We start from the raw sequence: 15003 nt of genomic DNA on the forward strand, positions 1-15003 counted from the left end.
AATTTGACATAAAATTCACACTTCATTTTTCTTTATTTAAATTTTAATAATCGGAGACCATTTAATATCACGACTAAGGTACTTCCTTCATGAATGATCACACTAATTGCTATATCCGTTAATCCTAATAAGCTTACGGAAATTAGAAAAGCGACAACTATCATTGAGAAAATGATATTTTGCCAAATAACTCGATTCATTTTTAAAGAAATCTCATGAGCTTTTACCAATTTGGATAAATCATTTTTCATTAACACTAGATCAGATACATCTACTGCAACATCCGTACCATCTCCCATAGCAATTCCAACATCTGCCTTTACAAGAGCAGGTGCGTCATTTACACCATCTCCCACCATAGCGGTTACACCATAATGTTCCATTTGTTCATTAATAATGTTAGATTTATCTTCTGGCATGACGTTCGCAATTACTTGATCTATTCCTAATTGTTTACCAACAGCTTGTCCTGTCATTTCAGAGTCCCCAGTAATTAAAGTGGTATGGATACCACACTTCTTGAAGTACTCTATTGTTGCCTTCGCATGTTCACTTGGAATATCCATTAATGCGATCAGACCAATTACTTTTTCATTTTCGGATACGTACACAACCGTATTACCTTCTGAAGCCCATTCTTTATTCAAACGTGCATAGTGATCCATCACAGCTTCAAATGAAGTTGGTTTGCCTATCCGATAAGTTTTCCCGTTATATTCTCCTATCAAACCTTTTCCAATCTGATTTTCCACTTCAATAGCTAGTTTATTTTTTGGTTCAAATTTGTCTAAAATAGCAGTTGCTAATGGGTGATTGGATTCTTTTTCAAGAGCTACTACGATATCAATAATGTTTTCCTCGTTCACAGAATCAGAAAAATAATAATGTGTTACTTCCGGTTTCCCTTTCGTTAATGTTCCTGTTTTATCAAAGGCAATGGCTTGAATATCGGCTAACTGGGACAAATAGGCACTTCCTCTTGAAAGTACACCTCTTTTGGCTAGATTAGAAGTGGCTGATAACGTTACCGATACGGTAGCTGCTGCTAGAGCACACGGAGAAGCTGCTACTAAAAGGACTAATCCTCTATAAATACTTTGTGACCAGGTCAATTCAAAAAGCATAGGAGTTAGTAAAATGACGAGTGAAATGGCAATTAAAACAAATTTAACATACTTAGGCTCAAGCTTTTGTATAAAACTAGATACTTTTGTTTGGTTCTCTTGATTTTGATTTACTAGTTTTATAATCTTTGAAAAGACAGTATCTTTATTCTCTTTTGTAACTTCCATAGTGAAAGTACCAGTTCCATTAATTGTACTCCCAAAAACTCCGTCTCCCTTTGACTTCTCTTTAGGCATACTCTCACCATTAATAGAAGACTCATCGATCGACGTAGAACCAGATACTATCACTCCGTCAATAGGTACTTGGTCACCATTTAAAACCTGAAGTTTATCTCCTACTTTTAACTCATTAACATCAACAATTTTTGTATTTCCATCTGGCATGATTAGCCTAGCTGTTGTTGGATTCATTTCCAGCAACTTGGTAATTTCCCTTTTACTTCTTCCTTCAGCATAATCTTCAAGAAAGTGTGCTCCAGAGAAAATAAGGATCAATAACGTCCCTTCCCAAAAATTTCCTATTAGAGAAGCGCCTATTGCAGCTACTCCCATTAAAATATGAGAATTAGGTGTAAATTGGTGTTGGATTCGAGAGTTCTCGATCATTTCTCCAAGTCCTTCAAGAACAATGACATGATAGCCAGCACTAATTGAAGCAATGAAAAATAAACTATTTTGTAATACACTATTTTCTCTGATTAAAAATAACGAAATAAGCGACAATGCTAAACCAATAAAGTACAAAGTAATTGGCCTATTTCCATGATCATGATTGTGACTATGATTTTCACGTGAAAGTTGCGCTTGAATCTCTTTCATATCTATCACCTTTCTTAATAAAACCATCATTTTGGAATCGTAATGCTTACGAATTACATTTGAATGAACGTTCATATGTCTACATGTTCATTATATTCCGCTCTATCTGATTTGTCAAAAAAATGTTATCTTATTTACTTAGTAAAACCATCCGACTATTTAACACCTCTTTTTACATAAAAAACTTGCTTTATAAAAATCTTGTGATAATCTAAATATGAACGAACACACATATGAAGAGGAGAAAATTTTATGAAATCATCATCAACTTCTCCATTAACTAATGAAGCTATCCAAGAGGTAAGCAAGATATTTAAAATGATTAGTGATCCTACACGACTTTCTATTTTATTTCTTTTGCAAAAAGAAGAACTTAGTGTTGGAGCTATTGCGCAGTCTCTAAGTATGGAACAATCAGCCATTTCTCACCAGTTAAAAACTTTACGGACTTCAAGATTAGTAAAATCAAAAAGAGCTGGCAAAAATATGATCTATAGCCTTGATGATCTTCATGTTTTTAGTATTCTTGAACAAGTTTTAACTCATATCGAAGAACAAGAGCAAGAAAATAAAGACTAACTACCAGGTTAATAATTCAAAATAAAAAGACAGCGAGATTTTAACTCGCTGTCTTTTTTTACCTTCACTATCGTAATTATTTATATAAAATTTAAGAACATTTGAATCGTACCATTTAGTTTTGCATTCATTGTAATTCATAGCTTAACTTGATCAGCCAGTTCTTCTTCTATTATTTTTTCTTTTACGATTTGGTTAACTTTCTTAAACGAAAATAGCATTAGTAAAGCAAAGAATAATAAATAGATAGGTAAAATTCGGATAGTTAGTATTTCAGAAAACAAACCGAATAGTGGCGGCATAAATGTACTTCCAATATATGCACTAGCCATTTGAACACCAATGACTGCTTGTGAATTCCCTTTACCAAAATTATCCGGAGTAGCATGAATAATAGAAGGATAAATAGGCGCGCAGCCCAAACCAATAATCAACAATCCAGCTAAAGTCATAAATTCGACCGTATTAGCAAATAACATGAACAAAATACCTACAATAGTAAGTAGTGAACCCATTTGAATCAATTTTTTATCTCCTAACTTATCAGAAAACAAACCAGAAATAAATCTTCCAGCAGTAATTCCTAAGAAAAATAAAGAAGTGAATTTAGCACCTATGATTGGACTAATTCCTTTAGCTGCCACTAAATAAGTCGTTGACCATAAAGCAACCGTTTGTTCTAACGCGCAATAACAAATGAATGTAATTAACATATACTTGAGACCTTTAATTTTTAGAGTATCCTTTAGACTCAAATAACTGTCTTCTCTAGACTTTTTTACAGTAGAATCGGATACTTCTGTTTTCCAAAGTGGCAAGCTTAAAAATAGCACTATCACTAAAGCAACTTGTATCAAAAAGACCGCTCTGTATCCACCACTCCAATTTAAATTATTAGTCAAGTAGAAACCCATGATATATGGGCTAAGTGAGGCTCCTAAGCCCCAAAAACAATGGAGCCAATTCATATGTTTGGAACTGAAGTATAACGCTGCATAGTTATTTAACGCAGCATCTACTGCTCCAGCACCTAGACCATAAGGGACAGCCCAAAGACACAACTCAATGAAAGTATTGGAAATTGAAAATCCATATAAAGCCATAGCTGTGGTTAACACACTCAGTGCTGTGATTAAACCTGTTCCTAACTTATTGGTTAAATAATTTGAAGAAAGACTAGATAATATGGTGCATCCAGCAATAATCATCGTAATGATACCGGCATAGGATAGAGGAACAGCCAATTCGCTATGCATAATCGGCCAAGCTGATCCAATAAGTGAGTCAGGTAGCCCTAAGCTAATAAACGCAATATATATAATAATTAATAAAAATGAACCCATTTAAACCTCCAATTTTGTTAATAAATACAATGTTTGAATAAAGCAATAACTACATTAGTTTATTAATCGAAATTATATTAGCCCTTACCTTTTAAAAATTAAATTCTGGCTAACTTTTATAATTTTTTTTTCGATCAAGGATCTAATAGATAGTTATTTTTATAATGTATGAAAAATAGGTTCCATTTTATCAAAAGTACAAAACTGAGTATAGCCAATGTCTTTTAACATTTTTTTAGATTCTTTAATGTTAAAACCTAGATGTTCTGGTTTATGACTATCACTACCAATCGTAATAATTTTACCACCAAGTTCGTGATACAGTTTTAGGATCTCTATGGAAGGTGTCAATCCGTTGATTTCATAACGACTAGAAGATGTATTTACTTCTATTCCTTTATTATTTGCTATAACTACTTTTAATATTTCCGTTATTTTATCTCTATTATATTCAAACATATCCACTTCTTTATCTAAATAACGTCTCACTAAGTCCATATGCGCCAATACACTATAATTTTTATAAGTAGTGACCAATTGATACATTTCATCGTAATATTTATCATAACTTTCCTTGTGTGTATGTCCTTTTTGAAATTCTCCTGTCCAAAATTCTTTATTTTCAATTTGGTGTACCGATAATAATATGAAATCAAAGTCATGAGACTGGTAGAGTTTTTCAAATTGAGAGATTGTATGGACTTGCATTCCGAATTCCAGTCCCTTTTTTATTTTTATTTCTGCTTCTGCTTCATATGTCTTAGCAAGTTTATCTAATTCAGCAAAATATAAATCGTAGTGAACGTTTTTAACCTCTTTATTTTTACCTGCTTGAAATTCTTCACCTAGTTTCCAATCAGGTTTGACCCCGTAATCAACATGATCTGTAAAACAAATCTCTTCTAACCCCAACTGAATGGCATTTTTTACGACATCTTCCATTAAATACCAAGAATCATCACTATAGTCACTATGCACATGATAATCTACATAAACCATCAAAAAACCTCCTTCAAATCATCAAATTTCATTTGTTATTTTTTCTTTAATTTATATTGGAAGATTGTTAATTCCCCCTGCTAACATATTTTGGTCAGGTCATTCACTTTCTATGATCTATTTTTTGTAAAATCCTCTCATTTTTTCAAAATCTTTCGTCCAGATTGATACATGTTCTAATCTCATTATCTTTATCTCCCAACTGAACCCATGACTGTAGATAAAGAAAGTATTCCAATTTCTCTATTCATTTATAATTTGTAATTGTGTCTCCATTCCTTGAATAGCTAAGTAATTGTCTCTTTTTTAGGAACGCTTACATTTAAGTATACATGTTTCTATATTGGAATGAAAAAGAATTATTTTATCTAAATTAGTGTATAAATAGATTAGTTAGATTATCAATTCAGCAATAATGATTAAATTAATATGATTTTAAGAGAGAATAAACTGTATAATAAAACTATTAAGCATCAATGGTTTTAAACATAATTAGTAGCTTACATCTTTTAAGGAGGAATACATATGGAATTTTATATTAGACCAATTAATAGCGGAGATGGTAAAGGTTTAAACGAATTAAGACGTATGCCAGGGGTATTTGAAAATATTTTAGGCATCCCTTCAGAGAGAATACAACAAAATGAAGAGTTTGTTGTTAATATGGACTCTAATCAGCACCAGTTTGTCGCTATTTCAAAGGTTCAAGATAATGAGGAACTAATTGTAGGAACCGCTGGGTTATCTGTAAATGGTAACCATCGTATGCGGCATAGCGGGAATATAGGTATAATGATCCATAAAGATTATCAAAATCAAGGGGTTGGTTCTGCTTTAATAGCTGCACTTATAGACGTAGCCGATAATTGGTTAATGCTTGTTAGACTCGAACTTACTGTATTTGAGAAAAACGAAAGAGCTATACATCTTTATGAGAAATTCGGATTTGAAAAAGAGGGTCTTAAACGGCTTGCAGCAATAAAAGAAGGAAAGTATGAGAATGAATACCTAATGGCGAGAATAAATCCTACCTTTCGTTCCTTTTTGAATAGCTAATTAATAGTTTTTTCACTATTGAGCTAGTTCAGATAAGACCACTTTTTACTAGGAAAGTTAGTGGTCTTTCTTAATTTTTATGTATCTAAATAAATTTATCTGTCGCTATATGCCTCTAACCAATGATGAGGTTGTAATTCTTTTAATGTTTTAAATAATAAATCATTATCTTTTGTAGTGATTGCTGCTTTTACATCTGATCCCCAATAGACTAAACGTTCTTGGCACGTTCCACATGGAGTTAATATTTTGAATGGAGCACTCTCATTTTCTCTAACTACACAGATACTGTGTGTAACAGAAGTATCCAATTTGTGTGCTTCTAATATTGCTCCTGTCTCCATACATAACTCAGTTGAAGCATTCAAAACATCTGGAGACACACTCGTTAAAATTTGATTTTTTTTTGTGTACATAGCAGCTGCGCCACCCCAACCTGTAGGGTATCTTTTTTCTATTAATTCTAAAGCTGCCTGATATAAAGATTCTTCTATATTCATTAAAAAAGTTCCTCTCTGTAGGTATATAATCACATTCGACTATACTTTAAGGTCAACTAATAATTATTTTTAGGTTGATCCATAATTTTATCTAATCTCATTGATTCTAGTATTACTTAAAAGCTAGCGGTATCTTACAAAGTTACAAATACTATCTTGGCATATATCTTTTGCTTTAATCGTTTCTTACTTCCTATTGTTCATATAATTTAAACTATGTTTGTACATTTTTAAAGTTTGATTGCTGTCTTTATTTTTTTAGTTTTTTAGATAATGATAAAAAAATACCAGATATAGTACTTACAAATGCAATAATATAAAATTCTTTGTAAGTAATACTAATTATTGAATGATTTCTTACAAAGAAATAGTTGTATAAAATCAAAAGCAGAAAAAAATTTGCCATAAGTTGAGACGTTTTTTCAAAAAAAGTTAGTAGATAAATAGAGAAACTTCGATTCATGTTTAATCCTCCTCTTAAATATAAATAAATCAATTTCTACATGAAGTATTTCCTGGCCAAAAGAAGAATATTTAATCACTTTTAAATTTATTGTTTATTTTTTGTAATAGCTATTATCATAATAAGAAAACAAATAATGAACAAACCTATACCCACTTAAAAATCGGGAGCGTCAATAATTTTGTGTAAATAAATCGTCCTTCTGCAAAATAATTAGTTACTCAGTAAACATTGAAACTAATGTATCGGTTACTTGTTGGAAACCTTTATGGCTTCTGTTTAGAAATTTTTGATTGTATGTATCAAAAATGCTGACTAGAAAGCGTTCTAGTGATTCTTCATTTTGAAACTGCTCTTTTCTGCGGCTGTACTTTTTAATTTGCTTATTGAAAGACTCGATTAGATTGGTTGAGTAAATGATTCTACGAATACTGGGTGGAAACTCATAAAAAGTCAATAAATCTTGGTTTTCTATGAGTGACTGCGTCACTTTAGGATAGTTTTTCTTCCATTTCTCAATCATACAGGATAAGAATGTATTCGCTTCTTCCTTTGAGTTAGCTTGATAAACAGCCTTAAAGTCATCACAGATTTCTTTTCGGTCTTTGACACGTACTTTATGAGCAATATTACGAGATACATGGATACAACAATGCTGATATTTTGCTTTAGGATAAATTTGTTGGATGGTATCTTTCATGCCTTTTAAGCCATCCGTAATAAAAAGCAAGACTTCTTGAACTCCTCTGGAGTTAATATCCTGTAGCAGCTCATTCCAAACGTATGTTGATTCAGTCGGAGCAATCGCATAACTCAGTACTTCTTTAGTGCCGTCTTCTCGTATACCAATGGCAATATAAATCGCTTCTTTGGATACGGTTTGGCGTTTTAATGGAATATAAGTAGCGTCCATAAAAATAGCGACATACTTATCATTTAAGGCTCTGGATTTAAAGGCGTTTACTTCTTCAGTCAGAACTTTAGTCATGTTGGACATGGTTTGTGGAGTATAGTGATGCCCATACATTTTTTCGATTAAATCAGCAATTTCAGACATCGTAACACCTTTTTCGAATAAATGGATAATAGTGGTTTCCAATGTATCGTTTGTTCTTTTGTAGGCTGGTAAAGTTTGTTGTTTAAACTCACCATTACGATCTCTAGGTATTTCCAATGTTAATTCACCGTATTCGGTTTTGATTGATCGAAAGTAAGAACCGTTTCTCGAATTACCTGAATTAAAACCAGTGCGATCATATTTTTCGTAATCTAAAAAAGCCGTTAATTCAGTCCGTAGGAGTGTGTTTATCGCTTTTTCTAAGTGCGAACGGAATAATTCATTTAAATCGCCTTTAGTGACTAGAGTTTGCACAATTTCTGTAGTAAAATCATTCATAGGGAAGTCCTCTTTTCTGTGAATTGGTTGTCGTTAACTTTATTCTACAGAAGGGACTTCCTTTTTTGTATGGATTTTTTCATTTACACAAAATATTTTACACTCTCTAAAAATCTCCCTATATTTTGGTTCTAAAAAATACTTTATTTTTTAATATTAAAGTATTTTTGATATTTATTACATGATTCTATGGCATTTCATGTGTCTACATAAAAAATGATAAACAAGGATTATACCATTGCTACCAATGAATAGTATTATAAAATTTTCTACCTACCCTATTCTATTTTATCTTTGAAAAAAATAATTCCAGAAAAAGCGATACCAAAAGATATACCCAGGGTAGTAGAAAAAATACTGAATAAATTTATTTTAGAGGGTCTCATTATGGAATCAAAAAAATAATTCACAGCACTCAACAAAATAAAAATGATAATAAATTTAACGATTCTTTTTCTTATATAAACCCGTTTAAAATTCCTTGTATTTACAAGGGCTATAAAAGGAACATATACTAGCATGAAGAAAGTTAAAAATAGATACCCTATTAAAATTTTAAAAGAAATAGCATTGTCTATATTTTTATAAACAATAAAAAAAGTTACTATAGTCGCCAATAAAAATAAACCATAAAGAACTTTTGTGAAAAGTAATCTTTTGTTCTTTTTCATTTTATACCTCTCTCAAGTTGTTAGTATTTACCTATTAGTTAATAAATTTCTATTAAATTATATCATTAAATGTACATTTGACGTACCTAATGTTATTTTTATACTGTTCAACATGGAAGCTTTTACATAGAAAGATTTTTTAGAATGGGTATACTTAAAAGATAATATGATAAAATTGATAGTATTTTGATAAAGAAAAGGTGGTGTACTAATGTTTATAGTTAAACCATTTTATGCGATTTTATTAGGGATCGTTTATATTGGAATGATTTATTTATTAGTCCGAAAAGAAAAAAAGTACATCAATTATAGTCTTACTTCTTTTGCTTGTCTTTTGCAGTTATCTTTTCTCTTTCTTTGGATAAGGAAATTTCACGCTTTACAAACTATACATAATAAAGGGTTTCAACGATTTGAAAAATTTTCCCTATTTGTTAATCGTTCATTTTTTGTGTTATTTATTCCCATGCTGCTTATATTTGCATGGTATGGAATCAAAAAAATAATTGCACAAGATCAATTCCTGTTCTTGAAAATACTCTTCATATTTGTTTATATAGGTGCATTAGTTGGCATTTTGATAATAGGACAACCAATTTTTGAAATTTTATATTATGGATTTGCTCCTTAATTTATCGTGATAAGTAAATGAAGAAGAAAATAACTATTATCTTATGAGATTGGTTATGTAGTTCATTTATTATAGTACGTTAATTTTAGTTTCTTAACTATATTAAGCACAAAAAAATCTCTTGTACCCCTTTGTTGAAATGGAGTACAGGAGATTTTTCTAGTTGGTGTTTCTTATACAGGATTGTCGTTCAATAATTTGATGCGGCAAGATGATTTTGACTGCTAACGTTTGTTTCCCTACCATCAAATCGATCAATTGATAGACAGTTTGAGAAGTCAATGAATCTGTATGCAGATCGATTGAGGTCAATTCAGGACGGGCCTTTTCAGCAAAAATCGAATTATTGAATCCAATGATCGAAACATCTGTTGGTATTTTCAAACCAAATCCACTAAGTAAATAACTCATATTCAAAGCAATCAAATCATCACTGGCTACGATACCTGTTGGAAAATCACCGCTCCCAAAAAGTTGCTTTATTTTTCTTCGATAAGCTGCTTCAGGGAGAGTGACATCTAGAATCAACTCTTGGTCCATTTGGATTCCAGCATCATCTAAAGCTTGCGTATACCCTTTTAAACGCTCCCGAATGACCATTTGATTGGCATCTTCTCCTATGAACGCAATTTTTTTATGTCCCAATTGCAATAAATAATTTGCTGCATCTTTTCCAGCAACAACATTGTCATTATCTACGTAAAGCATTTCATTTTCGTATTTATACGGTTTTCCAATCATAGCATAAGGGACTTTTTCTTGATGCAAGTATTCAATGATTGGATCGTCTTTCTTAGAATATAAGACGATAAATCCATCGACACGACCACCTTCAGCCATCGTTTGGATACTTTCCAGCAACTCTGCTTCCGTTGTCCCAGAAGCAAGTGACACCATATATTTCTTTTCGTTGCACGCTTTACTGATTCCTCGAATCATACTGAGGAAAAAGGTGTTTTGAAAACCTTGCCCTTGAGATACTGGTAAAATGACTCCAATCGTTTGAGTAGTCTGATTTACCAACCCGCGTGCCGTTAAATTTGGACGGTATCCGATCTCTTTCATCACACGCCGAACATTTTCTTTCGTTTTTTCACTTATGCTAGGAGAATCTTGGATGGTACGCGATACAGTTGAGGTGGCTACTCCAGCTTTTTTGGCTACATCTTTTATTGTGACTGACATCTGCGCACATCCTTTCTGCCTTTATCTTAAGCTATACCTATTGAGTTGTAAACCTGTACTTTGTCCAATAACGATAGGTCTTTTCAGGTTCGATGACAATAGAGCGAAACTCAGGATGATTTACTGCATCAGGTAGTTCTTGTGTTTCCAATGCCATTCCTCGATGACTGCTCATTTTTTCACCGTCCACCAAGTAGTCTTCTTCCATACCTGTTGTCGAAAAAACCACTACCGCTTCTCGATCTGTTTCCATCACTAAAGTACGACCATTGTCTGGATCATGAAGTCGAATCGTTTTGTCCCCAGTTAACTTGAATGGTGTATCAAATCCTTCAGGTCGCTCTTTAATCGCTGTCGCCATTTTTTTCGGTTTTCTAAAATCGAAAGCTGTATTCGCAACTGCTAATAAGATACCAGTTGGCAATTTAGACTCATTCGTTTCCGCATAATTTTGTGCATCTATTTGAAGAGTATGGTTCAATATGTCTCTTTTTGTGTGTCCACTCAAATTAAAATACGTATGATTGGTCGGGTTAAACAGTGTTTCTTGGTCTGTTTCCGCCGTAAACAGCATCTCCCACACGTTCTCATTGGTCCAGTAATAAGTTACCGTCACATTGAGGTTACCTGGATATCCATTGTCTCCGTCTGAACTGATCAGCGAAAAAGAAACACCGATTTTATCTTGTTCTTTCACCAATCGACTTTCCCAAAGACGTTGACTGAAGGTGTGGTTTCCTCCATGAATATGGTGTCTTCCTTCGTTTTTAGTCAGCTGATAATTAGACCATGCACCATCAGCAATGCGCCCTGCTATTCTTCCGACTACAGCACCAAAATAAGGCGAATCATTTACATAATCCTCAAACTGTTTAAACCCGAGCACGACATTTTCTATTTTCCCAAACTGATCAGGAACTTCGATCCCTGTTACTACTGCTCCATAATCGATGCAACGAAAAACAGCTTGTTGATCATTAGTCAAGACGTATTCAAAAACTTCTTGTTCTTTATACCAACCGTAATGCTGCTTACGCGCGTCCAACCGTTTCACTCCATACATCTTCTAGTAATCCTGCTGTCAGATCAGCAGTACTTGGAACAACTTTTGTTGCCTTACCTAAGATATTAGCTTCACCAACTCCAACAGAAACCATATTGGCAGCATTGATCGAATCTACTCCAGCAGCTGCATCTTCTACACCCACACATTCGCTCACGCTCACACCAAGTTGTTGAGCACCAGTCACAAAAATTTCCGGATCTGGTTTGCCCGCTTTTAATTTGGCAGGATCAACAATTTCGTTAAAGTAGTCAGTAATTTGTAATTTGTCTAAGATCACAGGACCGTTTTGACTAGCAGAAGCTAACCCAATCAAGATATTTTTTGCTTTTAGTTCGTCAAGCAAGTTTTTAATCCCGGGCAACAAATCTGCTGGAGACATTTTTTCAATCAAGGTCTTGTATAGATCATTTTTTTCAGTGGCCATTGCTGTTTTTTCCACTTCTGTATAAGCGCTTTGTTTGTTGCCTTTTTCCAAAATAAGGTTCAGTGAATCCGTGCGACTAACGCCTTTTAATTGTTCATTGAACTCTTCATCGATGTTGATACCAATCTTAGTTCCTAATGCTTTCCATGCTTCATAATGGTAAACAGCTGTATCCGTGATGACACCGTCTAAATCAAATAGTACTGCCTTCATATTCCCTCTTCCTCTCTGTTAGTTAGTAACTTTTTTGGGTGTTTTGGTTGTAGAAGTGTATACATCATTCAATACCACTGATTCATCATATACAGATAATTCCAACGCTTCGCCTTCAAGCAACACGATTGATACTTCTTCACTTGTTACAGAGATCTTCAGTAAACGTCCGCGGTAGTTGATATGGAAAGAATAATTTGTCCAGTTTTCTGGCAAATAAGGTCTAAACGATAACTGTCCGTTAACGGTCTGCATTCCGGCGAATCCTTGAACGATTGTCAACCAACTACCTGTCATGGATGTGATGTGCAATCCGTCTTCTGTATCATTATTGTAGTTGTCCAGATCTAAACGAGCCGTGCGAGCATAAAACTCTACTGCTTTGTCCATTTTACCAATATCAGCTGCTAAAATCGCATGGATACTTGGAGATAAGCTAGACTCATGTACCGTCATCGGTTCGTAAAAATCAAAGTTGCGCTCGATTTCTTCCACAGTGTACATTTCTTTAAAGAAATAGATTCCTTGCAAGACATCTGCTTGTTTGATAAATGGCGAACGTAGAATTTTATCCCATGACCATTTTTGGTTCAGTGGTAGATCAGCTGGATCTAATTCAGAAACTGGACGCAATTCTTTGTCTAAGAATGTATCGTGCTGAACAAAAACTTGCTCTTCTTCATCATAAGGATAGTACATTTTCTCTATGATGTCTTGCCATTTTGCTGTTTCTTCATCTGTTACTTGTAAACTTTCTTTTTTATCTGCTGACAATGGTAAAGATTCTAAAGTATACTTCAATGTCCAAACAGCTAATTTATTTGTATACCAGTTATTATTGACATTATTTTCGTATTCATTCGGACCGGTCACACCATGCATCATATATTGGTCTTTTCTACGGTTGTAGTGTACGCGGTCTGCCCAGAAACGGCTGATGCCCACTAGAACATCCAATCCTTTTTCTTTCAGATAGCTTTCGTCGCCTGTGTAATTTGTGTAGTTGTAAATGGCATAAGCCATCGCACCATTCCGATGGATCTCTTCAAACGTGATTTCCCATTCATTGTGGCACTCCACTCCTGTGAAAGTCACCATTGGATACAAAGCACCTTTTAACCCTTGTTGGCGTGCGTTGTGCTCTGCTTGAGGCAATTGATTGTGACGATACGTCAATAGGTTCTCTGTTATTTTTGGATCTGCTAATGCCAAGTATAAAGGTACCGCATAAGCTTCGGTATCCCAATAAGTTGCTCCACCATACTTTTCACCTGTAAATCCTTTAGGTCCAATGTTCAAACGAGTGTCTTCACCATAATACGTAGAAAACAACTGGAATAAGTTGAAACGAATACCTTGTTGAGCTGCAGGATCGCCACCGATTTCAATATCTGCCTTTTTCCACCGTTCCAACCAAAGAGACTCGTGGCGCATCCGTAATTCTTCAAATGGTAGTTGATCAACTCGTTCACTGATCGTCTGACTTTGCTTCTCCACATCTGTTTTGCTGTAATCACGTGAAGTCGTTAATACAACACGTTTTTCAATAACTGCTTTTTCTCCAGCTGCTAAGATTCCAGTATAGGTTTCTGCAACTTTCATTTCAGACACTTCATCAGCTGTTTTCTCAACGTTTGTAACGCGGTTCGACATCACAGCACCTACTGTAAACTGTTCAATTCCAAAATCATTTGGTTTAGTTTCAATCACTAAATGATTCGTTCCTTGAGAAACGGGAAGCCAGAATTGTTCGTCGTAATTAGAATCTTCATTGGTTACATTCCCATCAAGAGCTGGGATAAATTCTACTTTCACATCATCTGATAGACTAGTCACTTCCATTTTGATGGCACACAGTTCTTTTTGATCCAAACTGACAAATCGCTCTACAACAACTTGTACTTGTTTAGTGGCTTTTTCTACTAAGTAACTTCTTTTCAAGATTCCGTGCTGCATATCCAATTCCATTTCAAAATCAGATACTTTGTCCGTATACAAATCAACTTTTTCTCCATTAATCAATAAATCTAATTGAATAAAGTTCATTGTATTGATTACTTTACCAAAATACTCTGGATAACCATTTTTCCACCAACCGACACGTGTTTTATCTGGATACCAAACGCCTCCAATGTAACTTCCTTGATGGTGATCTCCTGAATAAGTTTCTTCAAAGTTACCACGCATACCCATATAACCGTTTCCAATACTCGTTAAGCTTTCTTGTAATCGGCGCTCATCTTTGTTCAATTCAGTTGTTTTAACTTTCCATTCATCTATTTCAAATAATCGCGTATATGACACTTTTTTCCTCCTGACGCAGAGATTGCGTAAAAATAATTTAGCACAAATCCTGCTTTCTTTATTAGCTAACGCAAGTTTAAACGCAAACGATTGCATTGTCAATTTGAAATAGCTTATTTTTCTGTTTCCAAGAGACGAACAGTAAAAAAAGCTTGATATAAAGGAGTTTTAAAAAAATGTTACCGATAACAATTTTTCGAACTCTTAAAACGCTTGCATTTTTTTAA

At 33.9% G+C, this 15003-nt stretch carries 13 protein-coding genes; 3 read left to right on the forward strand and 10 right to left on the reverse strand.

The genetic code is table 11. The features are described 5' to 3' along the window. Positions 1-32: 32 nt before the first annotated feature. A complete protein-coding gene (locus ABS916_RS00225) occupies positions 33-1946 on the reverse strand; it encodes a heavy metal translocating P-type ATPase (RefSeq protein ID WP_350450013.1) in 1914 nt (637 codons plus the stop codon). Between the two features lie 252 nt (positions 1947-2198). Between ABS916_RS00225 and ABS916_RS00230 the strand changes: the two genes are divergently transcribed. Next, positions 2199-2525 (forward strand): ArsR/SmtB family transcription factor, encoded by a 327-nt coding sequence (locus ABS916_RS00230; RefSeq protein ID WP_350450014.1) that lies wholly within the window; start codon positions 2199-2201, stop codon positions 2523-2525. 137 nt (positions 2526-2662) lie between these two features. Here ABS916_RS00230 and ABS916_RS00235 read toward each other — a convergent pair whose 3' ends face one another. Together ABS916_RS00235 and ABS916_RS00240 are read right to left on the reverse strand one after the other, a co-directional pair. After that, entirely contained in the window at positions 2663-3868 is a 1206-nt protein-coding gene (locus ABS916_RS00235) for an MFS transporter (RefSeq protein WP_350450015.1), read from the reverse strand. Between the two features lie 159 nt (positions 3869-4027). Then, a complete protein-coding gene (locus ABS916_RS00240; protein ID WP_350450016.1) occupies positions 4028-4867 on the reverse strand; it encodes a histidinol-phosphatase HisJ family protein in 840 nt (279 codons plus the stop codon). Between the two features lie 525 nt (positions 4868-5392). On the opposite strand from ABS916_RS00240, the gene ABS916_RS00245 reads away from it, so the two are divergent. After that, complete coding sequence (locus ABS916_RS00245) at positions 5393-5923, forward strand: GNAT family N-acetyltransferase (RefSeq protein ID WP_350450017.1); 531 nt, start codon at positions 5393-5395, stop codon at positions 5921-5923. Positions 5924-6018: 95 nt separating this feature from the next. Here the strand turns inward: ABS916_RS00245 and ABS916_RS00250 are convergent, their stop codons facing one another. From ABS916_RS00250 to ABS916_RS00260, 3 genes are all read right to left on the reverse strand, one after another. Next, positions 6019-6423 (reverse strand): cytidine deaminase, encoded by a 405-nt coding sequence (locus ABS916_RS00250; RefSeq protein ID WP_350450018.1) that lies wholly within the window; start codon positions 6421-6423, stop codon positions 6019-6021. Positions 6424-7103: 680 nt separating this feature from the next. Next, positions 7104-8282, reverse strand: coding sequence for an IS256-like element ISEf1 family transposase (locus ABS916_RS00255; protein WP_350450019.1), 1179 nt, complete (start codon positions 8280-8282; stop codon positions 7104-7106). A gap of 278 nt (positions 8283-8560) precedes the next feature. Continuing rightward, positions 8561-8953, reverse strand: a complete 393-nt coding sequence (locus ABS916_RS00260; protein ID WP_350450020.1) for a hypothetical protein — start codon at positions 8951-8953, stop codon at positions 8561-8563. Positions 8954-9164: 211 nt separating this feature from the next. Between ABS916_RS00260 and ABS916_RS00265 the strand changes: the two genes are divergently transcribed. Then, positions 9165-9584: a hypothetical protein gene (locus ABS916_RS00265; RefSeq protein WP_350450021.1), complete on the forward strand. Its 420-nt coding sequence runs from the start codon at positions 9165-9167 to the stop codon at positions 9582-9584. A gap of 159 nt (positions 9585-9743) precedes the next feature. Here ABS916_RS00265 and ABS916_RS00270 read toward each other — a convergent pair whose 3' ends face one another. From ABS916_RS00270 to mdxK, 4 genes are read right to left on the reverse strand one after another with little or no spacing between them, the layout of a single operon-like run. Then, the gene (locus ABS916_RS00270) at positions 9744-10769 is read right to left on the reverse strand and encodes a LacI family DNA-binding transcriptional regulator (RefSeq protein WP_350450022.1); all 1026 of its coding nucleotides are present in this window, start codon (positions 10767-10769) and stop codon (positions 9744-9746) included. A gap of 37 nt (positions 10770-10806) precedes the next feature. Continuing rightward, on the reverse strand, positions 10807-11814 hold the full coding sequence (locus ABS916_RS00275; protein WP_350450023.1) for an aldose epimerase family protein: 1008 nt from the start codon (positions 11812-11814) through the stop codon (positions 10807-10809). Beyond that, on the reverse strand, positions 11801-12472 hold the full coding sequence (pgmB, locus tag ABS916_RS00280) for a beta-phosphoglucomutase (protein WP_350450024.1): 672 nt from the start codon (positions 12470-12472) through the stop codon (positions 11801-11803). The genes ABS916_RS00275 and pgmB overlap by 14 nt, the downstream gene beginning before the upstream one ends. A gap of 18 nt (positions 12473-12490) precedes the next feature. Next, entirely contained in the window at positions 12491-14872 is a 2382-nt protein-coding gene (gene mdxK / locus ABS916_RS00285; RefSeq protein ID WP_350450371.1) for a maltose phosphorylase MdxK, read from the reverse strand. Positions 14873-15003: the final 131 nt, after the last annotated feature.

The sequence above is a fragment of the Carnobacterium sp. genome (assembly GCF_040274945.1).
GTDB lineage: Bacteria > Bacillota > Bacilli > Lactobacillales > Carnobacteriaceae > Carnobacterium_B.

Bases quoted from the DNA above. Each gene is read 5' to 3' on its own strand.
- ABS916_RS00260 (WP_350450020.1), bottom strand. From the start codon at position 8,953: ATGAAAAAGAACAAAAGATTACTTTTCACAAAAGTTCTTTATGGTTTA.
- mdxK (WP_350450371.1), bottom strand. From the start codon at position 14,872: ATGCAATCGTTTGCGTTTAAACTTGCGTTAGCTAATAAAGAAAGCAGG.
- ABS916_RS00235 (WP_350450015.1), bottom strand. From the start codon at position 3,868: ATGGGTTCATTTTTATTAATTATTATATATATTGCGTTTATTAGCTTA.
- ABS916_RS00225 (WP_350450013.1), bottom strand. From the start codon at position 1,946: ATGAAAGAGATTCAAGCGCAACTTTCACGTGAAAATCATAGTCACAAT.
- ABS916_RS00265 (WP_350450021.1), top strand. From the start codon at position 9,165: ATGTTTATAGTTAAACCATTTTATGCGATTTTATTAGGGATCGTTTAT.
- ABS916_RS00245 (WP_350450017.1), top strand. From the start codon at position 5,393: ATGGAATTTTATATTAGACCAATTAATAGCGGAGATGGTAAAGGTTTA.
- pgmB (WP_350450024.1), bottom strand. From the start codon at position 12,472: ATGAAGGCAGTACTATTTGATTTAGACGGTGTCATCACGGATACAGCT.
- ABS916_RS00255 (WP_350450019.1), bottom strand. From the start codon at position 8,282: ATGAATGATTTTACTACAGAAATTGTGCAAACTCTAGTCACTAAAGGC.
- ABS916_RS00250 (WP_350450018.1), bottom strand. From the start codon at position 6,423: ATGAATATAGAAGAATCTTTATATCAGGCAGCTTTAGAATTAATAGAA.
- ABS916_RS00230 (WP_350450014.1), top strand. From the start codon at position 2,199: ATGAAATCATCATCAACTTCTCCATTAACTAATGAAGCTATCCAAGAG.
- ABS916_RS00240 (WP_350450016.1), bottom strand. From the start codon at position 4,867: ATGGTTTATGTAGATTATCATGTGCATAGTGACTATAGTGATGATTCT.
- ABS916_RS00270 (WP_350450022.1), bottom strand. From the start codon at position 10,769: ATGTCAGTCACAATAAAAGATGTAGCCAAAAAAGCTGGAGTAGCCACC.